Source organism: Collimonas humicola (genome assembly GCF_018304945.1).
GTDB classification, from domain to species: Bacteria; Pseudomonadota; Gammaproteobacteria; order Burkholderiales; family Burkholderiaceae_D; genus Collimonas; species Collimonas humicola.
Genome location: NZ_JAGQEE010000003.1, coordinates 509,298 through 535,453 on the forward strand (window position 1 = coordinate 509,298; position 26,156 = coordinate 535,453).

A 26,156-nucleotide genomic window follows, 5' to 3' on the forward strand; every position below is an offset into this window, starting at 1 on the left:
GCTTCAAGCCTAATGCTGCGCGGCCCGGGTCTGCTTGGGCAACTCGCCGAAGCGCTGCTTGTAATACGCCGAGAACCGGCCCAGGTGGGCGAAGCCGAATTCAAAGGCCGTGTCGGTGATATTCGCCTCCGCTTGCGCCAGCAAACGCCGGCGCGCCGCATCCAGGCGGATGTTGCGCAGCAGGTCCATGGGAGCGACGCCATGGTGTTGATGGCACAAGGCGTTCAGCCCGCGCACGCTGACTCCGGCGGCGCGCGCCAGGTCGGCCAGCGTCAGCGGCGCGCACAGACGTTCCTGGATGTATTGTTCCAGCGCTTCCAGACGGTTGAACTTGCCGGAGCCGCATACCGCCGCGCCGGAACGTTCTGCCGCAGGATCGAGCATTGCAGCAGCCGGAGCCGCCGCTTGCTGCGACCAGAGGAACTGCGCGGCGCCGCGTTCGAAATGCGCTATCCATGAGGCCTGATTGCCGCCAGTCTCCGACAGTTCCAGGACCCCGAGCAGCGATTGCATCAGGAGCTCCCAATGGGCCGCCAGCCGCGGCTGCAGCAACAGCAAGGACGGCATGGCGGCGCCGCTATCGCGGCAGGCGCCGATTTCCGCGAACAAGGCCAGCGGCACCTTCAATATCAACTGTTCCGAGCCGGCCTGCCACCACAGCCGCACATTCCGCTTTGGCGCGATGATCGCGGTGCGCCCCTGGGGAATCCGCACTTTTTGCCCGTCTGCCTCGATTTCCGCGATGCCGCTCAGCGTCATGTGGACCAGCACGAAGCCCTCGAACAGCCTCGGCCTGACTACCACCTCGGCGCCGTATTTCAGCATGAACACCTGCAGCTGCATGATGGTGGCCTTGCACAGGACGGTATCGACGGCGTCGCCTTTCCAGTACAAATCGTGAACGGCCAGCTCGCGGGCGACCTGGGCATGGCAATCGACCTTCTCGCTGGACTGGAATACGCGGCGCCGGTATAAGGGCGCCAGGCTCGCTGACTGGCTATGCATCGCAACCTCGCATCGATATGCCTGTATTGGCACGCTAAGGGTCCGTCAGGAAATACGTTGGGCATTTGCGCGGCAGTAGCTAGATGCGATGCAAGGCGCCAGCTACGGCCAGCACAAATGTTCAAGTTATTTTCTAACGGGGCCTTGAGCATAGTAAGCCCAGCCGTGGAAAACGTACAATATCGTTTCTGCATCGAAGTATGCGCGGGAGGTATGGTGGAACTTCGTCATCTCAGGTATTTCAACGCCGTCGCCAGCGAACTGAATTTCAGCCGCGCGGCCGAGTTGTTGCATATTGCGCAACCGCCGCTGAGCAGGCAGATCAGGCAGCTGGAGGAGATTCTCGGGGTCGAGCTGCTCAACCGCGATTCGCGCCCGATTGCGCTGACCAAGGCCGGCAAGTTCTTTTACGAGCAGACGGTGCAAGTGCTGTCGCGCATGGACGAAATCCAGGAAGCTACCCGGCGCATCGCCAGCGGCCGGCAGGACTGGTTCAGCATCGGCTTCGTGCCGTCCACCCTGTATGGCGTGCTGCCGGAGCTGATCAAGCGCTTCCGCCAGGAAAACGCCGGCATCGAGGTCGGCTTCTCCGAGCTGATCACCATGGAACAGGCCGAGGCGCTGAAGTCGGGACGCATCGATGTCGGCTTCGGCCGCTTGCTGATCGACGATCCCGACATCGTTTGCCAGACCATTATCGAAGAACCGCTGGTGGCGGTTTTTCCGGTCGGTCATCCGCTGTTGAAAAAAAACAAGGTCACGCTGGCCCAGCTGGCCGCGGAAGACTTCATCCTGTATCCCGCCAAGCCGCGCCCCAGCTACGCCGACCAGGTGTTGAAAATCTTTGCGGACAAAGGCCTGAAGCCGGCCATCGTCAAGGAAGCCAATGAAATGCAAACCGCCATCGGCCTGGTGGCGGCCGGCGTCGGCGTGGCGCTGGTGCCGCAATCGGTGCAGGGCTTGCACCGCACCGATGTGGTCTATCGTCCGCTCTCGAACAAGGGGGTGTTTTCGCCGGTGATCATGAATTTCCGCGCCAATGACCATTCGCAGGCCTTGCAGAATTTCCGTACGCTGGTGGCAAGCGTCGTGCCGCCGCTGATTGCGGCCGCGGAGAGCTGAATCCTGCGTTCACGCTCAAGCCAGGAACTGCAACAGCACTTTGTTGAAGTCCGCGCTGGCTTCGATGTTCGACAGATGCGAGGCATCCAGCTCCGCATATTGCGCACCGGCGATGGCGTTTTGCATGAAGCGGGCATCGGCGGGGGTTGTCACGGGATCGTGCCGGCCCGCGATCAGCAAGGCCGGCGCCTTGATCGCGGCAAGCTCGCCGCGCAGGTCGGCATCGGCCAGCGCCAGGCAGCAGGCGGCGTAGCCGGCCGGACTGCAGGCGCGCAAGGCAGTGACATATCGCCCCACCTGGTCCGGGGCGCGCTCGATGAAAGCGGGCGTAAACCAGCGGCCGGCGGCGCCGTCGGCGACCGCATCCATGCCGCTGTCCTGCACCAGCTGCGCGCGGGCGCGCCAGCCATCGGCCGTGCCTATGCGGGCAGCGCTGTCGGCCACCACCAGCTTTTGCAAGCGGTCACCGGCATGGAGCGCCAGCCACAAACCGGTCAGGCCGCCCATCGATATGCCGCAGAAATGGAATTTCTCTATCTTCAGCGCGTCCAGCAGATGCAGCACATCCTGTCCCAGCGTTTGCAGCGTGCAGGGTGCGGCAGACGCCGGCGAACCGCCATGGCCGCGGGTATCGTAGCGCAGGACGCGGTAGCGCTGCCGCAAGGCCTCCGCCTGGCCGTCCCACATCGCCATTGTGGTGCCCAGCGAATTCGACAGCACCAGGACTGGCGCATCCGCCGGTCCATCCAGTGAATAGAAAAGCGCTTCTGCATCAAGCTTCAGTATGGGCATCGGAAAGCTTCTTTCAAACGGTTCCTGAAAACGAGACTGGCCGCCAGCCTGTAGCGGCCCGTCTCATGGCGCGCTGATTGCGCGGCTTCAAGCGCTGGCGCGCGGCCGTGCAATATCGGCATGCGGCAATGCCTGCCGCTCCGCATGCAAGGTGAAATTGAAATCAATCGAGGCAAACGGCGTGTCGACCTGATGCGCATCCAGCGCCGCCGGATCGGTGACGCGCACCAGTTTCGGCACCAGTCCTTCGCGCGTGGCGAAGGCGAAGTCGTCCCACAGATAGGGATCGCCGTCGATGTTGATTTGCGTGGTCAGCTTGCGGTGGCCTGGCGCGGACACGAAGAAATGGATATGCGCCGGCCGCGTGCCGTGGCGTCCCAGTTGCTTGAGGATCTGGTCGGTGGCGCCGTTCGGCGGCACGCTATAGCCGATCGGCAGCACGCTGCGGAAGCAATAGCGGCCCTGGGCGTCGGTGCGGATGCTGCGGCGCAGGTTGAAGTCCTGCTGGCTCTTGTCGAAATAGGAGTAATGACCCAGGTGATTCGCATGCCACACCTCCACCAGCGCGCCGGCCAGCGGTTTGCCGTCGTCCGCCAGCACCTGGCCTTGCATGAACAGCACTTCGCCCGGTTCGCCGTCATGGTCGAGCCTGGCCTCGCCCAGCGTCTCCGGCGCGCCGGCGACATACAAGGGGCCTTCGATGGTGCGCGGGGTGCCGCCGACGATGCCGGCGCGGGCTTCCGCCTCATCCATGCGCAGATCGAGAAAATGCTCGAAACCGAGGCCGGCGGCGATCAGGCCGTATTCGCTGGAGCGGCCGGCTTCGGTCAGGTAATTGACCGCAGCCCAGAATTCTTCCGGCTGCACGTCCAGATCCTCTATCGTATAAAACAGGTCCTGCACGATGCGATTCACGATCGCCTTGGTGCGGGGGTTGCCGGCAGCAGTTTCCGTGCCTTGGATTCTTTTCAGTACAGCGTCTATGGTGTTCCTGTCCATGGGGTCTCCTCGATGGTTTGGCTTAGTCTATTAGATCAGCGGTCGTCCGCGCGGATCGCCGACGGATGGCGGCACAGCGCTTCCACTTCTATCTGCATGTATGGGAACAGCGGCAAGGATGTCAGCAGATCATGCAGCTCGGTCGAGCTGTCGACATCGAAGATGCTGATGTTTGCATACTGGCCGACGACGCGCCACAAATGCCGCCACTTGCCTGAACGCTGCAGTTCCTGCGCCAGCTCGCGTTCGGTTTTCTTCAGCTCGTCGGCTGCCGCCTTCGGCATGTCCGGCGGCAGCTGCACAGTCATCCTGACTTTGAATAGCATATCTCCTCCTGTGATCACATCATCGCATTGCAAATACCGCGGCGGCCTTCTTGTCGCGCCGTAAAAAGCCCAGGCGCTCTTCGTCCAGCGCGATGCCCAGGCCCGGCGCCGTCGGCAACTGCAGGCAGAAATCCTGGTAGACCAGCGGCGCCTGCAGGATTTCTTCGGTCAACAGCAGAGGGCCGAACAGCTCGGTTCCCCATGCCAGCTCCGGAAAGCCGGCGAACAGCTGGGCCGACGCCATGGTGCCGATGGCGCCTTCCAGCATGGTGCCGCCATACAGACCGATATGCGCCGCCGCGGCGATCGCCGCCACCTGCTGAGCGCCGGTGAGGCCGCCCGACTGGGTGATCTTGACCGCGAAGACGTCGACCGCATGCAGCCGCGCCAGCGCCATCGCGTCCAGCGGGCCGTGCAAAGCCTCGTCCGCCATCAAGGGCATGCTGCACTTTGCCCGCAGCTGACGCAGGCCTGCGTGATTCCTGGCCGCTATCGGCTGCTCCACCAGGTCGACTCCGGCATCTTGCAGCAGCGCCATGCCCAATAAGGCATCGGTCTCGCTCCATGCCTGGTTGACATCGACGCGGACGCTGGCGCGCTCGCCGAGCGCGCGCTTGATGGCCGCCACATGGGCGGCATCTTCGCGCACCGGGCGCAGGCCGATCTTCAGCTTGAAAATATTGTGGCGGCGCAGGTCCAGCATCTTTTCGGCTTCTGCAATATCCCTGGCGGTATCGCCGCTGGCGAGCGTCCATGCCACCGGCAGGGAATCGCGGACGCGGCCGCCGAACAGCGCGCTGAGCGGCACGCCCAGCCGCTGCGCCTGGGCATCGCAAAGCGCCGTTTCAAGAGCGCATTTGGCGAAACGGTTGCCCTGCACGTTTTTCGCCACCAGCGCCATCAGCAAGGCAACCTGGCTGGCGTCGCGGCCTAGCAGCAGGGGCGCGACATAGGTGTCGATATTGATCTTGATGCTTTCCGGGCTTTCGCCGCCATAGGCCAGGCCGCCGATAGTGGTTGCCTCGCCCCAGCCGACGATGCCGTCGCTGCTCTCCAGCCGCAGCAGCACCAGGGTCTGGCAATGCATGGTGGCGACCGACAGGCGGTGCGGCCTGATGGTCGGCACGTCGAGCAGCAGGACTTCGATGTTTTCAATCACGGCATCCATCTTCGGCATCTCAAGTTGTTTGCCATATCTTAGGGAGCAGGCGCAGGCGATGTCCAAGACCGTTTTTGGCAGGCGCCATACCTTTCCGGTATATCGCGCAGAAGCAGGCAATGCCGCAGCGACAGGCAGTTGCCAGACTTTGCAAGAAACGGATAGCGGCAATCCGCAATCTTGCAAGCAACGGATATTTTCCGGCCCGGCACTTGCCTACCATGAAGAGAGAGCATGGAGAGAGACAGGCGCCATTGGCGTCGCGAAAATACGGAAGGAACCTCTGATGAATGACACAACTGCACAATCCGGCTACGCCCCGCTGGTACGGTTTCCGCGCAAGGACGGCTCGCGCACCCCTTATAAGGTCTTCAGTTCGCAGGAAGTCTACGACCTGGAACAGGAGCGGATTTTCCGCGGCCCGGCCTGGAGCTTCCTCGCGCTGGAAGCGGAGATTCCCAACAACGGCGACTTCAAGAGCACTTTCGTGGGCGACACCCCGGTGGTGGTCACCCGCACCGAGGACGGCACGCTGGCGGCGTGGGTCAACAAGTGCGCGCACCGCGGCGCCATGGTGTGCCGCACGCCGCGCGGCAACGCCAGCTCGCACAGCTGCGCCTATCACCAGTGGAGTTTCGACAGCCGCGGCAACCTGCTGGGGGTGCCGTTCCGCCGCGGCCAGAAAGGCATGAGCGGCATGCCCAAGGATTTCGATCCGAAATGCCATGGCTTGCGCCAGCTGCGCGTGGACAGCTATCGCGGCCTGGTGTTCGCCACCTTCAGTGACACCGTGGAGCCGCTGGCCGACTATATCGGCGCCGAAATGCGGCCTTGGCTGGACCGCATTTTCCACAAACCCATCGTCTACCTGGGCTGCACCCGCCAGTATTCGAAATCGAACTGGAAACTGTACCTGGAAAACGTGAAGGATCCCTATCACGCCAGCCTGCTGCATCTGTTCCACACCACCTTCAATATTTTCCGGGTCGGCATGAAGGCGCGTTCGCTGGCGGACAAGCGGCATGGCTTGCACAGCATCATCACCGCCACCAAGAATGAAGCCGAAACGTCCGACGCCTACAAGCAGCAGGCGATCCGCTCTTTCGACGAGGGTTTCACGCTGGAAGACGATTCCGTTCTCGGGCAGATCAGGGAATACGAGGAAATGACCACCAATCATATCCAGCCGATCTTTCCGCAGCTGGTGGTGCAGCAGATCCACAACACGCTGGTAGCGCGCCAGCTGCTGCCGAAAGGACCGAAAAATTTCGAACTGATCTTCCACTTCTTCGGCTATGCCGACGATACTCCGGAACTGCGCGCCTTGCGCATCAAGCAGGCCAACCTGGTGGGGCCGGCCGGCTATATTTCGATGGAAGACACCGAGGCCACCGAGCTGGTGCAGCGCGGCACCGTGCGCGATCCGGACGACTGCTCGGTGATGGAAATGGCGAAAGACAATCCCGAGCAGGAAGACACGCTGATCACCGAAGGCTTGATCCGCCGGTTCTGGCTCGGCTATCAGAAACTGATGGGTTTTGCAGAAGCTTAAGGGATGACCAATATGACCGATATGACATTGTGGTTCGAGCTGCACCAGCTGCAGGAAGCGTATGTGCATGCGCTCGACAACGACCGCCTGGAAGAGTGGCCGGAATTCTTCACCGAAGACTGCCTGTACGAAATCATCCCGCGCGAAAATGCCGATGCCGGCCTGCCGATCGGCATCATCTACTGCGACAGCAAGCGCATGCTGCGCGATCGCGTCCTGTCTTTGCGCCATGCCAACATCTACGAAGCGCACAGCTACCGCCACATGACTTCCGGCTTGATGATCAAGGCTATCGATGCCGACACCGCCGAGACCGAATCGAGCTACATAGTGATACAAACCCTGCAAGACGGGGAATCGACCGTGTACCAGGCCGGCCGCTATATCGACCGCGTGGTCAGAACCGCGGCCGGCTGGCGCTACGCCAAAAAGCGCGTGGTATACGACACGCTGCGCGTGGCGACCTTGCTGGCCACCCCGATCTGAGGCGGCCATGAGCGACTGGCACGATATCGGCACGGCCGACGATTTCAACGAAGGCGAGGCGCTGGCGGTGATCGCCGGCGGCCAGCCGGTGGCGGTGTTCCGCCTCGGCGAGGATTTGTTTGCGCTACGCGATTTATGCACGCACGGCAACGCGCGGTTGTCCGACGGCTACATCGAAGATGGCTGCATCGAATGCCCGCTGCACCAGGGCCTGTTCGACATCAGGAGCGGCGCGCCGCGCTGCCTGCCGGTGACCGAAGCGGTGCGCAGCTTTCCGGTGCGGGTCGTGGCGGGACGGGTGGAAGTTGAAGTGCGCGACACCAAGACACTTCCGCACGAGGCAGCCATTGAGCATAGGGACATGGTGGTCGAGACGTTCGAACGGGCAGCCCCGGACGTAGCGATCATCCGGCTGCGCAACAGCAGCGGCGCGCCGCTGGACTATATCGCCGGCCAGTATCTCGATGTATTGCTGGCCGACGGCCAGCGCCGCAGCTACTCGATGGCGACGCCGGCCGGCGCCGACGTGCTGGAACTGCATGTACGGCATTTGCCCGGAGGCTTGTTCAGCGACCGTGTATTTGCTGGCCTGCAGGTCGGCGAGCGCTTGCAGATCGAAGGTCCGTGCGGCAGCTTCTTCCTGCGCGACGGCGGCCAGCCTGTGATCCTGCTGGCCAGCGGCACCGGCTTTGCACCGATCAAGGCCCTGGTGGAAGAAGCGATCCGCAGCGGCAGTACGCGCAGCATGTGCCTGTACTGGGGCGGCCGCAAACAGCCCGATCTGTATCTGGATGCCTTATGCCGCAACTGGGCCGGAACCCTGCCCTGGTTCCGCTACATACCGGTCTTGTCCGAGCCCGAGGCCGGCAGCGGCTGGCGCGGCCGCAGCGGCTTCGTCCACCTGGCGGTGATGCAGGACTATCCCGACCTGTCGCGGCACCAGGTATATGCCTGCGGCGCACCGGTGGTGGTGGAGGCGGCGCGCCGCGATTTTGCCGCCGGCTGCGGCTTGCCGGCTGCACAGTTTTTTGCCGATGCCTTCCTGTCGAAAGCGGACAGCGTCGCCGCCGGACACGCCGGCAATCGATAAAATCAGTAAGCCACGGTAAAGCGCTGGCGCAGATGCTTGGGCTGCTCGATTTCATCCAGCATGGCGATGGCATAGTCTTCCATCGAAATATGGCTCTTGCCCTGCCCGTCCGCCATCAGCTGGTTCTGGCCGACGCGGAATCTGCCGGTGCGTTCGCCCGGCGCGAACATGGCCGGCGGCGACATGAAGGTCCATTCGACCTCGGTTTCCGCCCGCAGGTCGTCCAGGAATTTCTTGCCTGGCACCGCTTCCACCTTGTACTGGGCCGGGAAGTCGGGGCTGTCCAGCAGGATCACGCCGGGCGCCGTTTCCAGGCTGGCGGCGCCGCCAACCACCAGCAGGCGCTTGACGCCGCCGCTCTTGACTCCTTGCAGCAGGGTTGCCGCATCCAGCGAACTGAACTTGGCCGAGCTGATTACTACGTCATGGCCGCGGATCAGTTCCGCCAGCTGCGTTGGCTGGGCAGCGTCGCCCTGGCGCAGCGCGACGCCGGCCGGCGCTTTGCTGGGATCGGCGGAGCGCGCGATGCCGGTCACGCTGTGGCCGCGGCGCAGCGCTTCGGCGGCGATACGGGAGCCGGCATTGCCGGTAGCGCCGATGATGGCAATCTTCATGATGGTTTCCTTTATTGAAGTTATGGCCGTGGCGTGGTGACTGTGCCGCGCGGCCGTGGTAGTTATTTAAAGTAACCAGTATAATTATTTGAAACTTATACGCAAGAAGGCACTTTGATGAACGATAGGAACATGCAGGTAACCGCCCTCGCCTCCGCGCCGGCGCGCGGCCGCGGCCGGCCGAGCGCACGCGAAGACCTGCCCTGCCCGATCCGCGATGTGCTGGACCGCATCGGCGATGCCTGGAGTGTGCTGGTGCTCACTACGCTGGAACCGGGCCCGGAGCGCTTTAATCAATTGCGGCGCCAGGTGGAAGGAATTTCGCAGCGGATGCTGACGGTGACTTTGCGTCATCTGGAGCGCGACGGCCTGGTGTCGCGCACGGTGATTCCGAGCACGCCGCCGCAGGTGGAATATGCGCTGACCGACATGGGGCGCTCGCTTTGCCTGCCGCTCAAGGTGCTGGCAGACTGGGCCGGCAGCCATCAGCCGGTGATCCGCGGCGCGCGCCGGCAATACGATAACGCCGGCGCCGCCAATTCGGCTAACGGCTGATCGCGGCCGCAGCCATGCGGCGGCTGGAAGACCAGCCGGCCAAGTCCACTTTTTCACGAATCGCCGCACAGGCTTGCAGGATCTGCCTGATTTCCACTTCGGTCAGGCCTGAGTTGAGCGTCAGCCTGACCAGCGAACGGTTTTTAGGCGTCGCCGGAGCGCAAAACACTGCGCCGAAAATCCCCTCCGCCTCCAGCGCCTTGCGCAAGACCTGCGTCTTCGGTTCGGTTCCGGCTTCCAGCGCAATAATCTGCTCGCTACCGTCGCTGACGTTGTAACCCAATGCGCTCAAGCCATCGCGCACCAGGCGTGCATTGCGATGCAAGGCCAGGCGGCGGTCATCCGCATGGCGGATGAAATCCAGCGCGGCGTCGAACCAGGCCAGTTCATGCCCCAGCATGCAGGAACTGAAAATCGCCGGACGCGAGGTGGACAAGAAATAGCCTTTGAATTTGCTGGAGCAGGTAATGAATCCAGCGCGCCCGCCAAACGCCTTGGCCAGCGAGGCCGTGCGAAAGTGGACCCGTTCGGACAAGCCCATCTGCATGACCAGGCCGGCTCCTTCAGGCCCGTGCGTGCCAAGCGAATGCGACTCATCTACCACCAGGATGCTGCCGCTGTCTTCGGCGATGGCCAGCACTTCCGCCAACGGACAGACGCTGCCCGAGGTGCTGTAGACGGCGTCGACCACGATCACGCCGGCGCCGTGCTTGAGCACCTGCCGCCGCAGATGCTCGATATCGTTGTGCAGGAACGGCACCGGCCGCGCCTGCGCGGCATGCACCCCTTCCCAAAGGGATGCGTGCGCCTGCATGTCCAGGTAGACCGCAACGCCGGGCGCGGCGATGGTTTGCAGCAGGCCGACATTAGCGCTCCAGCCGGACTGCGTGATCAGGCCGTCTTCGGCTCCCATGAACGCTGCCAGCTTCTTTTCCAGGCGCGGCTGGGCGCTGCCCTCGCGCAGGAATACCGTCGACATCAGCAGGTCCGCTTCGCCGCGCATGAGGCAGGCGACCTGTGCCTTGATCAGCTGCGCTTCCGCGGCGATGCATAAATAATCGTTGCTGGATAAGTAAATCGCGTTCGGCCCGGGCGGACTCCAATGCAGTATGTGTTCGCCACCCCACAATTTTTCCATGCGATCTATGTAATACTCATCCAGCCGGGTCGATACGAAGGCTGGCAAGCGTTGCTCTGCAGCCAAAACCGAAGGTTCGTGGTAGCTTTCTGTTAATGGCATGATTTTCTCCCTATACTTTCAGATGAAATACCAAACAGAGCCGCCATGTCCCTGTCTGGAACGCGGAATCAGGTTATGCAATTGGACTTAGAACATCGGCAACTTATCGCCGTCTTGCGACAGCGTCATACCAAATCCAATCAGCCACATATCTGATACAACATGATTGAAAACATTAGCAGCTGGAAAAGCAAGCGCTGGCGCGCCTGGGAACGTGCTGCAAGCCACTGGTGGCTGAGCATCAACACCCAGTTCAACGATATGGCCAATCGCGTGGCGATCCTTGCCTGGGTTGCCGTGATCGGCATGCCGCTGTATTACGTGATCTGGTCTTACTGGTTTCCGCAGCTGTATGAAAACCTCGGCCTGCGCCTGTTTTGCGTCGCTCTGTGCGCGCCGATTATTTTCATCCGCCATCTGCGCCAGAGAAAATGGCTGGCGGTGTATTTTTTCGTTTGCCTGACCTACGGGCTGCCGTTTTTTTTCACCTTCATGTTTCTCATGAATGACGGTTCAGCGGTCTGGGGCCAGTCATTGCTGATCGGGCTGATTCTGCTGTTTCACTTCGATACTACGCTCGCTTTCCTTTCCTATCTTGTCGGCACCGTGCTGGCCTATGCCGTTTATTCAATGCTACACGGCAGCATCATGCCGCTCAGCACCCAGGTGCTGGAGCAGTTGCCGATCCAGGTCTTTGCCATCTTCACGGTCTCGCTGGCCAAGGTCGGCAGAAAGGTGCTGGCCCAGGAAAAGCTGGCCGGCATGGCGACCGCCCTGGCGACGGTATCGCACGAGTTGCGCACGCCTTTGCGCAGCATCAACGCCAATGCCCGCGGCCTGAGCCGGCTGCTGCAGGAAAACGCAGCGCCGCTGGCAGCCAGCGGGGTGCCGATAGAAAAGGCGCTGGCGCGCATCGAGTTTGAAGTGCGGCACATGAACAATGTGATCGACCTGTTCCTGCTGAGCGCTTCCACCGGCAAGGAGAATCTGGTTCCGAAGGATATCGTGTCGATGGCGGCGGCGGTCGACCTGATGATGCAGCGCTATCCTTTCGTCAATCAGGAACAGCGCGACCTGGTCGCCATCACGATCCGCTCCGATTTCCGTTTGCTGGGCCAGAGCGAGCTGTGCTCGATGGTCCTGGTCAACCTGCTGCGCAATGCGCTGACTTCGATCCAGCGCGTCGGCAAGGGGCGCATACGGATCGTGCTGGATGGCGCGCGGGCAAAGCCCAGGCTGCTGTTCATCGATACCGGCAGCGGCATCGAAGCCGGCCGCATGTCGCAGATATTCGAACGTTTCTACGCCTATCCGGAGCACAACGGCACCGGCATCGGACTGGCTTTTTGCCGCGACGTGCTCAATGCCTGGGGCGCCCGCATACGGGTGATTTCGCGGCCGCTGGCCTACACCGTTTTTGTGCTGGAATTTCCGCCAGTACTGCAACAAAAAGCAGCAGATGTGCGCTCTCTGTTAAATTAGCAGTCTTATCTAATCAAGCGCATATGCCGTAAATGCGCCTGCAACGCGCCACTATGAATATTTCATTACCTGTTTATCAACACCCAACGCTGACGATCCTGATCGACGACAGCCAGAGCTTCCTGGACAGCCTGGCTTTCCAGTTGCCGCCGCAAATGGCGCGCAAGGTCTTTCACGATACCCAGGCCGCCCTCGAATGGCTGCGCGACTCCTATCGCCATGCGCCCGGCAAAAGCCAGTCGATCCGCGTCAACTATGACGAGCAGACCTATTCCTTCGACCGCCGCACGGTGGCGGTCGATATCGACCAGATCTACCGCCAGTCGATGAACCGCCGCCGCTTCATGCTGCCGTCGGTACTGGTGATCGATTATGCAATGCCGCAGATGAACGGCCTGGCGTTCTGCCAGGCGGTGCAGGACCTGCCCTGCAAAAAGATCCTGTTTACCGGCCAGGCCGATGAAAAAATCGCCATCGAGGCGTTCAACCGGGGCCTGATCGACCGCTTCATCAAGAAAAGCGACCACGACGCCCTCGATCACCTGGAAATGGAAATCCGCGCCCTGCAGAAGGAGTTTTTCCACGCCCAGTCGCTGACGCTGAAAGACCTGCTGTCGCGTCATTCCTACACCTTCCTGTCGGATCCGGCGTTGGAGGCGCTGGTGGAACAACTTTGCAAGCGGCACGGCTTTGTCGAGTATTACCTGTTCCCTAACCCGACCGGCATCCTGTTCTTCGACATCCAGGGCAAGGCGACGCTGATGGTGGTGGAAACGGAAGCCAGCCTGATGTCGCAGCTGGAGGTGGCGCAAGACTATGGCGCGCCGCTGGAACTGCTGACCGGCTTGCGGGAAATGCGGCTGGTCCCCTTCTTTTCCGACACCGGCGGCATGTATACCGACGCGTTGCGCCATGATTGGATATCATATTGCCTGCCGGCACAAATTTGTTTTGGCGCGCAAGACTACTATTGGGCCTTGTTTGATTTCCCGGCGCACTATCTCCGCGAGTCGCTTTATTCATTCGCGGAATTTTTACGTGATCAATCCGCTGACGTTAAATCCTAACCGAAGACAAATCCATGCTGCGAAGCGAAACCGCTCCTCGATTATCCGCCCCCGATCTGCTGCTGATCGCGCAAGCTCCTGACTGGGATCAGCTGCGGACGCGCAGCCAGCGCCTGCTGGCGCAGGTCGGCATCTGCGACTTCATGCTGAAGATGGATGTCACCGGCGCCAACGGCGCCTCGCAGGTGCAAATGTTCGGCACCCTGCCCGGCGCCACCCTGCAGCTGTTCACCCAGCCCACCGACGACAAGACCGATCCGGTCCAGCAGCACCTGGCGCACTCCTGCCTGCCGCTCAACTGGCAGGTCGAGCAGCTGTGCCTGCTGCATGGCGGCCAGATCTATCCGCTCTTGAAAGCCATGGGCATCACCCAAGGCATAAGCCTGGCGCTGCATACCAAGCAGTCGGCCAACCGCCTCGATTTTTACAGCAACGCGGCGCCGTCGGCAGCGCTGCCGGCTGGCAGCCAGGCCGACACTCTGCTGCTCGGCCTGTATCTGCAGCAAGCCGCGGAAACGCTATGGCGCAAATCCACGCCGAACCAGGAATCGCTGCTGTCGGCGCGTGAACTGGAATGCCTGCGCTGGAGCGCCGACGGCAAGACCAGCAGCGAGATCGGCCTGATCCTGGGCATTTCCCAGCGCACCGTGTATTTCCATATGAAGAACGTCGCAATGAAGCTGGGCGTCTACAGCACCCGCCACGCCATCAGCCGCGCGGTCATGATGGGCATCATCAAACCCAATAATTGATTTTCAACCAGCAAGCGCGTACCGGCATTCCGCGTTGATGGCCTGGCCTTGGCGCAGCTGGTGCCGATCCTGGTGATCGCCGGCTTGCGCTTGCAGCTCAGGGCTGCTCGAAGAAATGTTTTTCGGCCAGCGCGCTGAGATTGCCGCCCAGCTGCGCGTAGCGGAATGGCGCCTGCTCCATCAATGCCTGCGACGGCGCCGTCAGTTCCGGCGCGGTTTCGCGATAGAACACGATCCAGCCCAGGATTCCGCCTTTCGGTATTTCTTGTGCGGCGCCGGTTTTCTGCACGAACCAGGCCGGATCGGCAATGCCGTCCAACACCAGTTGCGCCAGCTTTTTCAGGCGGCTGTGGCGGCGCTGGTACCAGTCGTCATGATTCATGCGCGACAGCTCAGCCATCATGACCAGCGGCGCCAGCGCATAGTTGTGATAAGCCAGCGCGCGGCCTGCGCGATTGAGCTCTAGCGGCAGGCTGCCGTCGTCGCCGATGTCGTTCAGCGCGCTGTCGTAGATCTTGCTGGCGGCGTCGATATAGCGCGCATCGCCGGTAGCCACGCCGGTCGCCATCACCGCCAGGCCGACCCAGTAATAGTGATTATTGCGCGGCCGCTTGGCGTCGCCGGCAAACGCCAGCGCGGCGTCCGCCAGCCGCGGCAGCCAGCTCTCGATATGCAGACGTTGCGCCGGCTCGGCTAGCGGCCGCAATTTGATATACGCAAGCGCCACGCCGGCCAGCGTCCATTTGCGCTCGTACTGCGCCTGGCTGCTGCCGACCTTGCCCAGCATCGCGTCATCCACCGCCCAGCGGTCCAGCCAGCGCAAGGCGCATGCGGCTGCCGCGGTATCGCCGCTGGCGATGTAGCGGTCGGCATTGGCGCTGACTGTCGCCAGGTAGTCGCTGAACGGCTTGACTGCGGCTTCGTTGCGGGCTTTCAGCACCGGATCGACGACGGAGTAATGCGCATCCGAGTAATAGCCGTTGGCCTCGATATCGCGCAGGCCCGCGGGCGCGTCGGCACAGGCGGCGAAGGCGCTGCTGCCGCACAGGCAAAGCGGAAGGATAAGCAAGAGTAATCGACGCGGCATGCGGCTCCCTCAAAAGGTGTACGGAAACAGGTGGAGAAACGATCTGGCCCGGGCAGTGCCAGGCTACGCAGGAATTAAAACATAGGCTTGCCACGCCTACAGCTGCTGAAATTTCTTGTTGCAATTTTAGGACCTGTCTGCAACGTGCTGGGAGTGCGGACGCGCGGCATGCTTTCAGGCCCTAGGGCGTCATGCCGCTGCAGACTGACAGGATCGTCACCAGGTCTTGCTGATAGCGCCTCTCGCCGGTCAGTTGCTGCGTGCTGACGCCGCGCTCGGCCGCGTGCGCCGCGATGCACGCAGCCTGGCTCGTCTCCGGTTCGGCAATTGCAAGATAAGCGATGACGAGTAACAGCGCGATCGCGATTGCGGCAGCGCTAACGATCAAGGTGAAGCGGCGTGCGGCTTGCTGAGGATTTTGTGAGATGACAGGCATGGCGGCTCCTTGCGCAAAAGAAGTTAGCTAAACAACTAAATGATGAAAAATAATGCGCCCCGTACGGCGCATCGTACTCACTGTGCTTACTGCTGTATCAGCCTATGCTTTCGCGAATCCCGCGCAGGGCCGCAATCGATCCGTCGAAACGGTCGCCGCCGATCTGCTGGCGCAGTCGCTGCGCCACCTCGGCGCTGACGGCGTTGATCGGCCCGTCCAGCGCCAACCCGGCGGCGGTCGGGAAAATATTCCATTCGCGGCCGTCCGCCGCCGACGGCCGGCGCTCGATCATCTGCTTGGCCAGCAAGGCATCCAGCAAACGGGTCGCGGTCGGCCTGGCGATGCCGAAGACATCCGCCACTTCGCTGCTCAGCAGGCCAGGCCGCCGCAGCACGGCGCGCAAGACAAAACCTTGCGGCGCGGTCAGGTCGAACGGCTGGTAGGCAGCGTTCCACTCGCGCTCGACGATGCGCGCCAGCGCGGTGGTATTGAAATAAAGGCAGTGATCGAACATAGCGCCAGTGTAGATAAATATAATTAGCTAGGCAATCATTATTTGCCACGCTGTTGCCGGGTTTTTGTCTTTTTACACGCTAAGCGCTTGCTGTTTTGCCATTTCGCCTCTAAATTGATAACAACGAACATTCGGTACAATTCATCATGCCCACCGCAGCCCTTACCCGAGACGAAGTCGTCGAACGCATCCTGGCCGCCTTCCGCCGCTTCGGCTATGAGGGCAGCAGCCTGTCGCGTCTGTCGGACGCCACTGGCCTGGGGCGCTCCAGCCTGTATCATTATTTTCCGAACGGCAAAGAAGACATGGCCAGCGCGGCGATGGCCGCGGTCGGCGGCTGGTTTACCCAGTATGTGCTGCCGACGCTGACCAGCAAGCAGCCGCCCGAACAGCGCGCGCTGGAGTTTGCCGGAAAATTGTCAGAGTTTTATTCCAACGGCATGGCGCCTTGCCTGACCGATGTGTTCACCATCGGCGAAGCCGGATCCTTGTTCCAGCAGCATCTGGGCAGCCGCATGCGCAGCCTGATGGCCTTGCTGGCGGCGGTGGCGGAAGACGCCGGCATCGATAAAGTCGAAGCCGCGGTGCGCGCCGAAAATGCCGTGATCGCGATCCAGGGCTCGCTGGTGGTGTCGCGCGCCCTGGGCAGCAACGGGCCGTTCATGCGCATGGTCGAGAACTTCCCGAATATCTTGCTCGGCGCGCCGGTCGCCTAGAAATTCTTGTGCCGATTCAGCTGATTTTTACTTGACAGGATTGTTTCGACTTTGTATTGTACCGATTGTTCGGTACAAAATCATCGCATTACAGCTGCGGCGTCCGCGCCGCATTTTGTCAGCGTCTTATTCAAATCCTCCAGGAGTCTTGCCATGCCAGTCGTCCGCCCAGCCCAGCCGATCCGCCTCTACCGTTCGCCCTTGTCCGGCCATGCCCACCGGGTAGAACTGTTCTTGTCGCTGCTGGATTTGCCGTTTGAAATGATTGATGTCAACCTGCGCGCCGGCGAGCAAAAGCAAGCTGGATTCCTGGCAAAAAACCCGTTCGGCCAGGTGCCGGTGATTGAAGACGGCGCAGTCACGCTGGCCGATTCGAACGCCATCCTGGTCTACCTGGCCGGCAAATATGGCGATGCCGCCTGGCTGCCGCGCGACCCGCTCGGCGCCGCCGGCGTGCAACGCTTCCTGTCGCTGGCGGCCGGGGAGATTTTCAGAGGGCCTGCCAGCGCCCGCATGGCGGCTTTGTTCGGCGTGCCGCTCGACCGCGATGCCGCGCGCGCCACCGCCTTGCAGCTATTCGCGGTCCTGGAGCCGCACCTGGCCGGGCAGGATTACCTGACCGGCGGCCATCCGACCATTGCCGATGTTGCGGCCTACAGCTATATCGCAGTTGCTCCGGAAGGCGGGATCGCGCTCGACGCTTATCCGCAGATCCGCAGCTGGCTGCGCCGCATCGAAGCGCTGCCGGGTTTTGTCGCCATGCGCGCCAGCCTGCCGCTGGCGGCCTGAGCCGGCGCGCCATGCCGTGAACGCACCGTGGATGCGCCCTGGGTAATACTGCGCTCAATCATTGACGAGGCAAGCAATCATGAACCATCCGGAAACAGCCAGCGCCGGCGCTGGAAAATCGGCTTTTCATCGCGGCGAGCGAGCAGTGCAGCAGCGCGCCGGCGTATTGGAAAAAATGGCGGCGCGCAGCCAGGTGATCCGCACCGCGATGCCTGACCAGCACCGCGAATTCTTCAGCCAGCTGCCGTTCATGATCGTCGGCAGCGTCGACCGCCAGCAACAGCCATGGGCCTCGATCATGACCGGCCCGCCAGGTTTCGTAGGATCGCCGGATGCCGAGCATCTGCGCGTCCATGCCCATGCGCTGGCGGCCGATCCGCTGCAGCAAAACCTCGCCGCCAACGCCGCCATCGGCTTGCTGGGCATCGAGCCGCACACGCGCCGCCGCAATCGCATGAACGGCAGGGTCGAGCAGCTGGATGCGGATGGCTGGACCCTGAAAGTCGAGCAGAGCTTCGGCAATTGTCCCAAATACATCCAGGCACGCCGCCCGAGCACAGTCGATAATGCCAGCGTCGCGGCGCCGCAGGTGCATCGCGCCGACGCGCTGGACGGCGCCATGCAACAGCTGATCGGCAGCGCCGACACCTTCTTCATCGCCACCGCTTTCCTGCAAGAGCAATCCGCAGATGGCGAAGCCGGGGAGGGCGGCTACGGCGCCGACGTTTCGCATCGCGGCGGCAAGCCCGGCTTTGTCCGCATCGACGATGCCAAAACGCTGACCGTGCCGGACTTCGTCGGCAATTTTTTCTTCAACACCATCGGCAACCTGGTCGTGCATCCGCGCGCCGGCCTGCTGTTCATCGATTTCGCCAGCGGCGACCTGATCTACCTGGCGGTAACCACCGAGCTGATCTGGGACGGCCCTGAAGTCGCATCGTTCGCCGGCGCGCAGCGCTTGCTGCGCTTCCATGTGGAACAGGCGATACGGGTCGAGGCGTCGTTGCCGCTGCGCTGGGGCGCAGCGGAATTCTCGCCGGCGCTGGAGCCCATGGGCGCCTGGCCGGCGTAAAAAAACCGGCTGCCCTTTTCAAGGCAGCCGGTGCGATGTCGCCGATCTATCGCTGCCCGGATCTGCGGCAGCGACCTTCCTGCAATCTACTCCTGCGGCACTGGCGTCAAGGCGCCGGTCAGGTCGCCCATCGGCTTGCCGCCGTTGGCCACCAGCGCCTTGTCGCGCGCCGTGATGCCGGGCAGCACCGGCAGCGAATAGCGGTTCGTGATGAAGCGCAGGATCGAAGCAGTATCGTACTGGGTGTGGTCGACAAAGCCCTTTTTCGCATACGGCGAAACCAGCAAGGTCGGCAGGCGCATGCCCGGACCCCAGCGGTCGCCCTTGGGCGGCGCGACGTGGTCCCAGAAGCCGCCGTTTTCATCGTAGGTGACGACGATCAGCATGTGCTTCCACTGCGGGCTGGCCTGCAGCTTGGCGATCACGTCGGCGATATGCGCATCGCCGTCGACGACGTTGGCATAACCAGGGTGCTGGTTCAGGTTACCCTGCGGCTTGTAGAACGCTACCGCCGGCAGTTTGCCCGCCGCCGCATCCTGCAGGAACGAAGCGTCGAAATCCTTCAGGTGGCTGGCGCGTTCGGCGGCGCCGGCAGCCGTGGCCGGATCGAAACGGCTGTAGTAGTTGAACGGCTGGTGATGCGGCTGGAACTGCACCTTGCCGCTATAGATCACGCTGCGGCTGGCGTTCGGCGCATCCGCCAGCGCGGCGTTCCAGGCGCCGGCATACCAGGCCCAGTTGATGCCCTTGGCGCTGAGCTGGTCGCCGATCGTGGTCTGCGATTGCGTCGGCAAGGTGGTCGCCTTGCTTGGATCCGCATAGGCAGCCACAGCCGCAGCATTATTGCCGCTAGGCTGATACGGCGGCTGCATGGTGTTGACCGCATAGAACATGCCGGAAGCGTCTTTCGGCGTGATGGTGCTGTCTTTCTGGTAGACCGGCGCGCCATTCAATACCGAGGTCGGATTGCCGGTGCCCGGCGCCAGGCCGATCAGGTTGCCGCTGGCGTCCAGGTTGACCGCCGAAATGCTGTTCTTGGCCGGCGAAGTGGCGGCGTCCGCATTCGGATAAGTCGGGGCGCAGGCGCAGATCAGGTATTGGTGGGTCAGGAAAGAACCGCCGAAGGCGCCCATGAAGAAGTTGTCGGCCAGCGTGTACTGCTTGGCGATGTTCCACAGCTTCATCTTGCTGCCGTCGTAGTAGCCCATGCTGAGGCCGCCGGCGTCCGAGTAGGCGGCGAACTTGTCGTTCTTGCCGCCATTGATCTGCATCTGGTTATTGTAGAAGCGATGCACCAGGTCGCGCGTGATCACGGCCGAAGACATGTAGATCGGGCTGTTGCTGTCGTCGATCTGGAACGGCTTGTTCGGCAGGTTGGCCGACTGCGCCTGGGTGATGACCGTGCTCTGGCCGGCCAGGGTCATGCCGCCCCAGGTCGGCGGCAGGACGGGCAGGGTGCTGCCGTCGAAGTCTTTCTGCGGCACGTAGGCCGAGGTCGACGTCGGATTGACGCCGGGAATGCCGTTAGCGCCCGGGAACAGGCCGTACAGATTGTCAAAGCCGCGGTTTTCGGCGAAGATCACCACCACGTTCTGGATGTTGTTCATGGCCAGCGCGCGCCCCAGCGCCTGGCCCAGATCGACATCGCCGCCCTGCGCCAGCGTGGCAGCGATGGCGGCATTGATGGTCGCGGCTTCTGCCTTCAAGGCAGCCAGGTCCTGGCCGCCGAGCTTGTTGATGTCGGCCAGCAGGTTGGCTTCGGCGGTGCCGATTTTTGCCGCCAGCTTCTTGCTGGCATCGGCGAAATCGCCGCCGTTGGCGTCCATGGCCGCAGCCAGTTCGGTGGAAATCGCGCTGACGAAGGCGCTGCGTCCCGCAGGCGCGCGGAACACCAGCTTTTGCGCGACGGCCGTGCCTTTGTCGCCCAGGACTTCGTGATGGATGGCGCTGGTGTCGATGGTCGCCAGCACCGGACCCTGGCCTCGCAAGGAGTAGGAACCGTCGGCGCCGGTCTTGACTACCGGCGATGCCGCATCGCAGGTGGCTTTCTTGACCTTGTCCTCAAAACATACTTGCGCATTTTCGTAGTAGCTGCCGGTCACCTGGCCGCTGGTCACCGCGCCGGCGTCGCCGCCGACCGAACCGCCGCCGCCACCGCCGCATGCACTCAATCCCGCCGATAACGTCACTGCGGCCACCGTAACCGGCAGCCAATCCTTCGTCCGCTTCATAACCCCTCCCTGGGCGATAAAAAGCGCAATCGTATGCCCCGAATATTTCAACTGTGTGAAATGCCGGTCTCAGGCAGGTATTTATTTTTTTGCAAAGGAATATGTCATCGTTCTGTCATGCAGGGCTGCTAGTCTTGCGCACAAAATAGCAACGCTTGCGGCAGTTCGCTCGCCATTTCGCCTTCCCACTTTCCGTCATCATGAAACCAGCGGTCCTTGCATTCCTGAGCGGCATAGCCGTGCTCTTCCTGAACGGCTGCGGCCAGCAGCACGCCGACGCCGGCCCGGTAGCGAAGGCCGAGCCGGCGAAGCCGGCCTACGTCGGCGCCACCTACGCGCCCACGCTGAAGCAGCAGCCGTCGGTAGCGGCGATGACGGCGCTGGGACGCACCATGTTTTCAGATCCCTCGTTGTCGGCCTCGGGCAAGATGTCCTGCGCCACTTGCCATAGTCCAGAACACGCCTTCGGCCCGCCCAACAACCTGGCGGTCCAGCTCGGCGGCAAGGAGATGAACACCCTGGGAACGCGCGCGGCGCCGTCGCTGCGCTATATCCAGAACGTGCCGGCATTTACTGAACACTTCTTCGATGACGACGGTGACGACAGCATCGATGCCGGCCCGACCGGCGGCCACAACTGGGATGGCCGCGCGCCGTCGACGCACGACCAGGCGCGCATTCCCTTGTTGTCGGCGCATGAGATGGGCAACGCCAGCCCGGCCGAGGTGGTGGAAAAACTGAAGCGGGCCAGCTATGCGGCGCAGTTCCGCCAGGTTTTCGGCGCGGATATTTTCGATAAGCAGGAACAAGCCTTCAAATGGGCGCTGATGGCGCTCGAAGTGTTCCAGGAAAGCCCGGCCGAGTTCTATCCCTACAACAGCAAGTACGACGCCTTCCTGCGCCAGCAAACCCGGCTCAGCAAGCAGGAGCTGCGCGGCCTGCAGCTGTTCAACAATCCGGCCAAGGGCAATTGCGCCTCTTGCCACATCAGCGCCATCAGCCCCAGCGGCGCCTTCCCGCAGTTTACCGATTACGGCCTGATCGCCATCGGCGTGCCGCGCAACAAGCATATCCCGGCCAACGCCGACCCGAAATATTACGACATGGGCCTGTGCGGTCCCGACCGCACCGACCTGAAGGACAGGACCGAATACTGCGGCATGTTCAAGACGCCATCGCTGCGCAATGTGGCGACGCGCAAGGTGTTTTTCCACAACGGCGGCTTCACCAGCCTGGAACAGGTCATCAAATTCTACGTGGAGCGCGATACCCAGCCGCAGAAATGGTATCCGAAAGCGAAAGACGGCAGCGTCATGAAATACGACGACCTGCCGCCGGCCTATCACGGCAATGTCAATGTCGAAGCGCCGTTCGACCGCAAGCCGGGCGACAGGCCAGCGTTGACGGACAGCGAAATCAAGGATGTGGTCGCCTTCCTGAAAACCCTGAACGACGGCTATAAGCCGTAACGCGGTCACAAAAAAATCCCATGGCATGCCATGGGATTTTTATCGCTGGCCGCTATCTTTACTTATTTCTTCGCTTTCTTCGCAGCCTTGGCTTTTGCGCCTGCCGCCTTGCCGCCACCCGCGCTCTTGGCGCCTTTTTCGCCGCCCGCATTTTTCTCAAACTGCGCATGGAATTCCAGCGCCAGCTTGCGGATCGCCGTGCCGATGTTGGCGTAGTCGTATTCATTGAGGTTGGCCAGCGACACCCGTCCCGACGCATGCGCCGTGCCGAAGCCGCGCCCCGGCAGCAGGATCACGCCGGTTTCTTCCGCCAGTCGGAACAGCGCTTCGTTCGGTTTCAAACGCTTCACCATCCATTTGGCGAAATCGGCGCTATACATTTGCGTGGCCAGCGTTTCCAGGTCGAGCAGATGGTAGTAGTGGACCGAATCGGCGTCTACCGGCATCGGCAACGCCAGCGCCCGGTACAGCGCTTCCTTGCGGCGCAGGACGATGCGCTTCATCGATTTCTTGTATTCCTGCGGTTCGTCCATCAGCGAATACAGGGAGAACAAGGTCATCTGCGCCTGCACCGGGGTCGACAGGCCGGCGGTATGGTTGAGCGCCACGGTGCGGCTGTCGGCCACCAGGCGGTCGATGAATTTCAGCGCGCGCGGCTCGGTGGTGATCGAGTTGTAGCGCAGGTCCAGTTCCTTGCGGCGGGCTTCCGGCAGGGCGGCGATCTTGTCGTCCAGGATGTTCTTTTCATGGGTGGCGACCACGCCCATGCGCCAGCCGGTAGCGCCGAAGTATTTCGAGAACGAATAGACCAGGATGGTGTTGTAGGGACAGATCGCAAACAGTGAGATGAAATCGTCGGCGAAGGTGCCGTAGACGTCGTCGGTGAGGATGATCAGGTCGGGGCGCTTCTTGACGATCTCGGCGATATGCGCCAGCGTCTCGTCGTTGATCCTGACCGAGGGCGGATTGCTCGGATTGACCAGGAAGAAGGCCTTGACCTTGGGATCGAGCAGCTTGTCGAGTTCCTTCCTGGTGAACTGCCAGTTGTTCTCGGACGGCGCATCGACCAGCAGCTCGACCAGCTGGTAATCGTTGAGGTGCGGGATCTCGATATACGGCGTGAAGATCGGCATGCCGAGCGCGATAGTGTCGCCGGCCTTGAGGATATGGTTTTCGCGCAGGCTGTTGAAGATGTAGGTCATGGCGGCGGTGCCGCCTTCCACCGCGTACATGTCGAAGTTGCCGACGAACGGATGCTTTCCTATCATCTCGCGGCGAATGTACTGGCCGACGATCTTCTCGCTCAGGTTCAGCATGCGGTCCGGCACCGGATAGTTGCAGCCGAGGATGGCCACGCACATCTCGTAGAGGAAATCGGCGGCCGACAGGCCCAGCTGGTCGCGCACATACGACACCGCCGCTTCGATGAAGCGGATGCCCTCGACGCCGGCGCGGGCCTTGGTAAATATTTCGAACCGCGCTTCGATGCCGTCGGGCTTTGGAAAACCGCCCACGCCGTCCATGTAGATATAGGAACGCTCGGCTTCGCTCATGGCGAACAGGCCGAACTGGAAGAAGCCGTGACGCGGCGTGGTCGCCAGGAAATTCGGGTTGCCGCGGCCGGCGTTGAGCATCGAGCGGTCGCTTTTCGAGGCTACCTGGATCAATGCATCTTTCAATTCAAACGGGCTGAGCAGGGCGAGTTTGTCTGGGTTGCTGAAATCCATTTCCGGTACTCCTTATTGAATAGTATGGGTCCGCCGCGGCGGACCCGGGATGAGGCACAAACGGATGAAACGGATCAGACCAGCGCCACCACCAGCGGTCCGAGCAGGGTCAGGAACACGTTGGCGAGCGCATAGGTGATGGCGAAGGGCACGGTCGGGATGGCGTTTTCGGCCTTGTCGAGCACTTCGCCGAAAGCCGGATTGGCGCTGCGCGAGCCGCTCAGGGCGCCGGCGAACACCGCCGTATTGTCGTAGCGCAGAATGTAGCGGCCGATCAGCATGGTCAGGATCATCGGCAGGATGGTGACCACCACGCCGACACCGAAGATGGTGAAGCCTTGCTGCCGCACCGTCTGCACCGCCTGCAGGCCGGAAGACAGGCCGACCACCACCACGAAGCCGGCCAGGCCGAGGTCCTTCAGTATCTGCACTGCCGCCACCGGCATGGCGCCGAAGGATTGGTGTTTGGAACGGAACCAGCCGAACAGCAGGCCGGAGAGCAGGGCGCCGCCGCCGCTGCCCAGGGTCAGCGGAATCGCGCCGACCTTGGCCACCAGCAGGCCGGCCAGCAAGCCCGTCACCAGGCCGGCGCCCAGATAGACGAAATCGGTTTTGGCAGTGGGCACGATCACGTAGCCGACGATATCGGCCACCCGCTTGACGTCCTGTTCCGCGCCATAGATGGACACCACGTCGCCCACCTGGACGACGGTTTCAGGCAGGATCGGCAACACCTGTCCCATCCGGCTGATCTGCACCACGTAGATGCCGTGGCGTACATCGCCCGCGGTTTGCTCCCGGATAGCCGCCACGCTCTTGTTATGGAATTCCTTGTTGGTCAGCACCACTTCCCGATGCTGCATGGTCAGTTCCATGCCTTCCACCGCGTACACTTCCTTGCCGAGGATACCGGAGGTGCTGACCACCGCTTCGCGGCGGCCCACCACCAGCACGATATCCTGTGGCTGCAACAGCAGCTGCGGATTGACTTCGATCACCTGGCCCGCGCGCTTGACCCTTTCAATCGTGACGGCGGTGGCCGGATCGAGGGTTTCCACTTCCTCGACCGTGATCTTGCCGTGGGTGACTTCATACAGGCGCCCGACCAGCTCCGGCAAGGCCGCATGCTGCTCCGGCCCCAGCACCTTGACCCCGGCCTGCATGGCGGTCTCGGCCTTGGCCGCATCTTCGCGGATGCTGCGCCCCATCAGCTTGGGCAGGATGTTGACGCAGACGATAATGGCGCCGAAGGAGCCGAAGACATAGGTCACGGCATAGCCCACCGCGACATTGCCCTGCAGGCGCGCTACTTCGGCCGCATCCAGTCCTAGCTTGGTGATGGCGTCGCCGGCGGTGCCGATGATGGCCGACTGCGTCAGGCCGCCGGCCGCGATGCCCGCCGCCAGTCCCTTGTCGAGGCCGAACAGCCGGGCCATGACCACCACCGTCGCCAGGCCGGTGATCGCCAGGATCGCCGCCAGGAAAATTTCGCGGACCGACTGCCGGCCCAGAGAGTTGAAGAATTGCGGGCCGCTTTCATAGCCGACCGCATAAATGAACAGTGCGAACAGGACTGCCTTGACGCCCGGATCGACCTGCACCCCCACCTGGCTGACCAGCACCGCCACCAGCAACGATCCGGCGACGCCGCCAAGCTGGAATTTGCCGAACTTGATCTTGCCGACGTAATAACCGACTGCCAGCGACAAAAACAGCGCTATCTCAGGGGATCTCTTGAATAGGTCATGCAGCCATTCCATAGCGGACATCCTTCCATGACGAGTTTGGGCAATAAAAATTGTATTTTTATATATTTCCAAAAGGCATTTTTCATCATAGCAGAATTGCTATTTCCGGAAAAATCGTCTGTCCAT

25 protein-coding genes are annotated in these 26,156 nt (G+C 62.0%); 12 read left to right on the forward strand and 13 right to left on the reverse strand.

Annotation, left to right across the window (positions count from 1 at the left end):
• Positions 1–9 precede the first annotated feature (9 nt).
• Positions 10–1,005 carry an AraC family transcriptional regulator gene (locus tag KHU30_RS13825; protein ID WP_211443174.1) on the reverse strand — a complete coding sequence of 332 codons (996 nt, stop codon included), beginning with the start codon at positions 1,003–1,005 and terminating at the stop codon, positions 10–12.
• A gap of 216 nt (positions 1,006–1,221) precedes the next feature.
• Here KHU30_RS13825 and KHU30_RS13830 point away from each other — a divergent pair, with 216 nt between their 5' ends.
• Positions 1,222–2,127: a LysR family transcriptional regulator gene (locus KHU30_RS13830; RefSeq protein WP_211443261.1), complete on the forward strand. Its 906-nt coding sequence runs from the start codon at positions 1,222–1,224 to the stop codon at positions 2,125–2,127.
• A gap of 15 nt (positions 2,128–2,142) precedes the next feature.
• Here KHU30_RS13830 and pcaD read toward each other — a convergent pair whose 3' ends face one another.
• The 4 genes from pcaD to KHU30_RS13850 all read right to left on the reverse strand — a co-directional run bounded on the left by pcaD (position 2,143) and on the right by KHU30_RS13850 (position 5,421).
• Entirely contained in the window at positions 2,143–2,919 is a 777-nt protein-coding gene (gene pcaD, locus KHU30_RS13835; RefSeq protein WP_211443175.1) for a 3-oxoadipate enol-lactonase, read from the reverse strand.
• An 87-nt stretch (positions 2,920–3,006) separates the two neighbouring features.
• Positions 3,007–3,918 carry a catechol 1,2-dioxygenase gene (catA, locus tag KHU30_RS13840; RefSeq protein ID WP_211443176.1) on the reverse strand — a complete coding sequence of 304 codons (912 nt, stop codon included), beginning with the start codon at positions 3,916–3,918 and terminating at the stop codon, positions 3,007–3,009.
• Positions 3,919–3,953: 35 nt separating this feature from the next.
• Positions 3,954–4,244, reverse strand: a complete 291-nt coding sequence (catC, locus tag KHU30_RS13845; RefSeq protein ID WP_211443177.1) for a muconolactone Delta-isomerase — start codon at positions 4,242–4,244, stop codon at positions 3,954–3,956.
• Positions 4,245–4,263: 19 nt separating this feature from the next.
• A complete protein-coding gene (locus tag KHU30_RS13850; protein WP_329956681.1) occupies positions 4,264–5,421 on the reverse strand; it encodes a muconate/chloromuconate family cycloisomerase in 1,158 nt (385 codons plus the stop codon).
• Positions 5,422–5,689: 268 nt separating this feature from the next.
• Between KHU30_RS13850 and andAc the strand changes: the two genes are divergently transcribed.
• The 3 genes from andAc to andAb are packed head-to-tail and all read left to right on the forward strand — an operon-like array spanning position 5,690 to position 8,531.
• On the forward strand, positions 5,690–6,955 hold the full coding sequence (andAc, locus tag KHU30_RS13855; protein WP_211443178.1) for an anthranilate 1,2-dioxygenase large subunit AndAc: 1,266 nt from the start codon (positions 5,690–5,692) through the stop codon (positions 6,953–6,955).
• 3 nt (positions 6,956–6,958) lie between these two features.
• On the forward strand, positions 6,959–7,441 hold the full coding sequence (andAd, locus tag KHU30_RS13860) for an anthranilate 1,2-dioxygenase small subunit AndAd (RefSeq protein ID WP_211443179.1): 483 nt from the start codon (positions 6,959–6,961) through the stop codon (positions 7,439–7,441).
• Between the two features lie 7 nt (positions 7,442–7,448).
• Entirely contained in the window at positions 7,449–8,531 is a 1,083-nt protein-coding gene (gene andAb, locus KHU30_RS13865; protein WP_211443180.1) for an anthranilate 1,2-dioxygenase ferredoxin subunit AndAb, read from the forward strand.
• A 2-nt stretch (positions 8,532–8,533) separates the two neighbouring features.
• On the opposite strand, the gene KHU30_RS13870 is transcribed toward andAb, so the two are convergent.
• Entirely contained in the window at positions 8,534–9,145 is a 612-nt protein-coding gene (locus KHU30_RS13870; RefSeq protein ID WP_211443181.1) for an NAD(P)-dependent oxidoreductase, read from the reverse strand.
• A 117-nt stretch (positions 9,146–9,262) separates the two neighbouring features.
• Here KHU30_RS13870 and KHU30_RS13875 point away from each other — a divergent pair, with 117 nt between their 5' ends.
• Entirely contained in the window at positions 9,263–9,700 is a 438-nt protein-coding gene (locus KHU30_RS13875; RefSeq protein WP_230411296.1) for a winged helix-turn-helix transcriptional regulator, read from the forward strand.
• Here the strand turns inward: KHU30_RS13875 and cqsA are convergent.
• A complete protein-coding gene (gene cqsA / locus KHU30_RS13880) occupies positions 9,690–10,940 on the reverse strand; it encodes an alpha-hydroxyketone-type quorum-sensing autoinducer synthase (RefSeq protein WP_211443182.1) in 1,251 nt (416 codons plus the stop codon). The genes KHU30_RS13875 and cqsA overlap by 11 nt on opposite strands.
• 162 nt (positions 10,941–11,102) lie before the next feature.
• On the opposite strand from cqsA, the gene KHU30_RS13885 reads away from it, so the two are divergent.
• Genes KHU30_RS13885 through KHU30_RS13895 form a run of 3 tightly spaced genes read left to right on the forward strand, consistent with a single transcriptional unit; the run spans position 11,103 to position 14,241 of the window.
• Positions 11,103–12,422, forward strand: coding sequence for a sensor histidine kinase (locus KHU30_RS13885; RefSeq protein WP_211443183.1), 1,320 nt, complete (start codon positions 11,103–11,105; stop codon positions 12,420–12,422).
• Between the two features lie 53 nt (positions 12,423–12,475).
• Positions 12,476–13,489, forward strand: coding sequence for a response regulator (locus KHU30_RS13890; RefSeq protein ID WP_211443184.1), 1,014 nt, complete (start codon positions 12,476–12,478; stop codon positions 13,487–13,489).
• Between the two features lie 14 nt (positions 13,490–13,503).
• On the forward strand, positions 13,504–14,241 hold the full coding sequence (locus KHU30_RS13895; RefSeq protein WP_211443185.1) for a LuxR family transcriptional regulator: 738 nt from the start codon (positions 13,504–13,506) through the stop codon (positions 14,239–14,241).
• Between the two features lie 97 nt (positions 14,242–14,338).
• Here KHU30_RS13895 and KHU30_RS13900 read toward each other — a convergent pair whose 3' ends face one another.
• The 3 genes from KHU30_RS13900 to KHU30_RS13910 all read right to left on the reverse strand — a co-directional run bounded on the left by KHU30_RS13900 (position 14,339) and on the right by KHU30_RS13910 (position 16,278).
• Complete coding sequence (locus tag KHU30_RS13900; RefSeq protein ID WP_211443186.1) at positions 14,339–15,328, reverse strand: alginate lyase family protein; 990 nt, start codon at positions 15,326–15,328, stop codon at positions 14,339–14,341.
• A gap of 181 nt (positions 15,329–15,509) precedes the next feature.
• On the reverse strand, positions 15,510–15,764 hold the full coding sequence (locus KHU30_RS13905) for a hypothetical protein (RefSeq protein WP_211443187.1): 255 nt from the start codon (positions 15,762–15,764) through the stop codon (positions 15,510–15,512).
• Between the two features lie 97 nt (positions 15,765–15,861).
• Positions 15,862–16,278: a MarR family winged helix-turn-helix transcriptional regulator gene (locus KHU30_RS13910; RefSeq protein ID WP_211443188.1), complete on the reverse strand. Its 417-nt coding sequence runs from the start codon at positions 16,276–16,278 to the stop codon at positions 15,862–15,864.
• A gap of 146 nt (positions 16,279–16,424) precedes the next feature.
• On the opposite strand from KHU30_RS13910, the gene KHU30_RS13915 reads away from it, so the two are divergent.
• From KHU30_RS13915 to KHU30_RS13925, 3 genes are all read left to right on the forward strand, one after another.
• Positions 16,425–16,994, forward strand: coding sequence for a TetR/AcrR family transcriptional regulator (locus KHU30_RS13915; protein WP_211443189.1), 570 nt, complete (start codon positions 16,425–16,427; stop codon positions 16,992–16,994).
• 153 nt (positions 16,995–17,147) lie between these two features.
• Positions 17,148–17,783 carry a glutathione S-transferase family protein gene (locus KHU30_RS13920; RefSeq protein WP_211443190.1) on the forward strand — a complete coding sequence of 212 codons (636 nt, stop codon included), beginning with the start codon at positions 17,148–17,150 and terminating at the stop codon, positions 17,781–17,783.
• 79 nt (positions 17,784–17,862) lie between these two features.
• Positions 17,863–18,855, forward strand: a complete 993-nt coding sequence (locus KHU30_RS13925; RefSeq protein ID WP_211443191.1) for a pyridoxamine 5'-phosphate oxidase family protein — start codon at positions 17,863–17,865, stop codon at positions 18,853–18,855.
• A gap of 86 nt (positions 18,856–18,941) precedes the next feature.
• On the opposite strand, the gene acpA is transcribed toward KHU30_RS13925, so the two are convergent.
• The gene (gene acpA, locus KHU30_RS13930; RefSeq protein WP_211443192.1) at positions 18,942–21,086 is read right to left on the reverse strand and encodes an acid phosphatase; all 2,145 of its coding nucleotides are present in this window, start codon (positions 21,084–21,086) and stop codon (positions 18,942–18,944) included.
• Positions 21,087–21,286: 200 nt separating this feature from the next.
• Between acpA and KHU30_RS13935 the strand changes: the two genes are divergently transcribed.
• Positions 21,287–22,555: a cytochrome-c peroxidase gene (locus KHU30_RS13935; RefSeq protein WP_211443193.1), complete on the forward strand. Its 1,269-nt coding sequence runs from the start codon at positions 21,287–21,289 to the stop codon at positions 22,553–22,555.
• Between the two features lie 62 nt (positions 22,556–22,617).
• On the opposite strand, the gene KHU30_RS13940 is transcribed toward KHU30_RS13935, so the two are convergent.
• On the reverse strand, positions 22,618–24,282 hold the full coding sequence (locus KHU30_RS13940) for a bifunctional aspartate transaminase/aspartate 4-decarboxylase (RefSeq protein WP_211443194.1): 1,665 nt from the start codon (positions 24,280–24,282) through the stop codon (positions 22,618–22,620).
• A gap of 74 nt (positions 24,283–24,356) precedes the next feature.
• Complete coding sequence (gene aspT / locus KHU30_RS13945; protein ID WP_211443195.1) at positions 24,357–26,042, reverse strand: aspartate-alanine antiporter; 1,686 nt, start codon at positions 26,040–26,042, stop codon at positions 24,357–24,359.
• Between the last annotated feature and the right edge of the window lie 114 nt (positions 26,043–26,156).

Coding starts and splice junctions, on each gene's coding strand:
- KHU30_RS13905 (WP_211443187.1), bottom strand. CDS start 15,764: ATGCCTGTCATCTCACAAAATCCTCAGCAAGCCGCACGCCGCTTCACC.
- KHU30_RS13850 (WP_329956681.1), bottom strand. CDS start 5,421: ATGCCGAAGATGGATGCCGTGATTGAAAACATCGAAGTCCTGCTGCTC.
- KHU30_RS13940 (WP_211443194.1), bottom strand. CDS start 24,282: ATGGATTTCAGCAACCCAGACAAACTCGCCCTGCTCAGCCCGTTTGAA.
- KHU30_RS13825 (WP_211443174.1), bottom strand. CDS start 1,005: ATGCATAGCCAGTCAGCGAGCCTGGCGCCCTTATACCGGCGCCGCGTA.
- catC (WP_211443177.1), bottom strand. CDS start 4,244: ATGCTATTCAAAGTCAGGATGACTGTGCAGCTGCCGCCGGACATGCCG.
- KHU30_RS13875 (WP_230411296.1), top strand. CDS start 9,263: ATGAACGATAGGAACATGCAGGTAACCGCCCTCGCCTCCGCGCCGGCG.
- KHU30_RS13915 (WP_211443189.1), top strand. CDS start 16,425: ATGCCCACCGCAGCCCTTACCCGAGACGAAGTCGTCGAACGCATCCTG.
- KHU30_RS13895 (WP_211443185.1), top strand. CDS start 13,504: ATGCTGCGAAGCGAAACCGCTCCTCGATTATCCGCCCCCGATCTGCTG.
- KHU30_RS13920 (WP_211443190.1), top strand. CDS start 17,148: ATGCCAGTCGTCCGCCCAGCCCAGCCGATCCGCCTCTACCGTTCGCCC.
- KHU30_RS13935 (WP_211443193.1), top strand. CDS start 21,287: ATGAAACCAGCGGTCCTTGCATTCCTGAGCGGCATAGCCGTGCTCTTC.
- catA (WP_211443176.1), bottom strand. CDS start 3,918: ATGGACAGGAACACCATAGACGCTGTACTGAAAAGAATCCAAGGCACG.
- KHU30_RS13925 (WP_211443191.1), top strand. CDS start 17,863: ATGAACCATCCGGAAACAGCCAGCGCCGGCGCTGGAAAATCGGCTTTT.
- KHU30_RS13900 (WP_211443186.1), bottom strand. CDS start 15,328: ATGCCGCGTCGATTACTCTTGCTTATCCTTCCGCTTTGCCTGTGCGGC.
- KHU30_RS13885 (WP_211443183.1), top strand. CDS start 11,103: ATGATTGAAAACATTAGCAGCTGGAAAAGCAAGCGCTGGCGCGCCTGG.
- aspT (WP_211443195.1), bottom strand. CDS start 26,042: ATGGAATGGCTGCATGACCTATTCAAGAGATCCCCTGAGATAGCGCTG.
- andAb (WP_211443180.1), top strand. CDS start 7,449: ATGAGCGACTGGCACGATATCGGCACGGCCGACGATTTCAACGAAGGC.
- KHU30_RS13890 (WP_211443184.1), top strand. CDS start 12,476: ATGAATATTTCATTACCTGTTTATCAACACCCAACGCTGACGATCCTG.
- acpA (WP_211443192.1), bottom strand. CDS start 21,086: ATGAAGCGGACGAAGGATTGGCTGCCGGTTACGGTGGCCGCAGTGACG.
- pcaD (WP_211443175.1), bottom strand. CDS start 2,919: ATGCCCATACTGAAGCTTGATGCAGAAGCGCTTTTCTATTCACTGGAT.
- KHU30_RS13910 (WP_211443188.1), bottom strand. CDS start 16,278: ATGTTCGATCACTGCCTTTATTTCAATACCACCGCGCTGGCGCGCATC.
- andAc (WP_211443178.1), top strand. CDS start 5,690: ATGAATGACACAACTGCACAATCCGGCTACGCCCCGCTGGTACGGTTT.
- KHU30_RS13870 (WP_211443181.1), bottom strand. CDS start 9,145: ATGAAGATTGCCATCATCGGCGCTACCGGCAATGCCGGCTCCCGTATC.
- cqsA (WP_211443182.1), bottom strand. CDS start 10,940: ATGCCATTAACAGAAAGCTACCACGAACCTTCGGTTTTGGCTGCAGAG.
- andAd (WP_211443179.1), top strand. CDS start 6,959: ATGACCAATATGACCGATATGACATTGTGGTTCGAGCTGCACCAGCTG.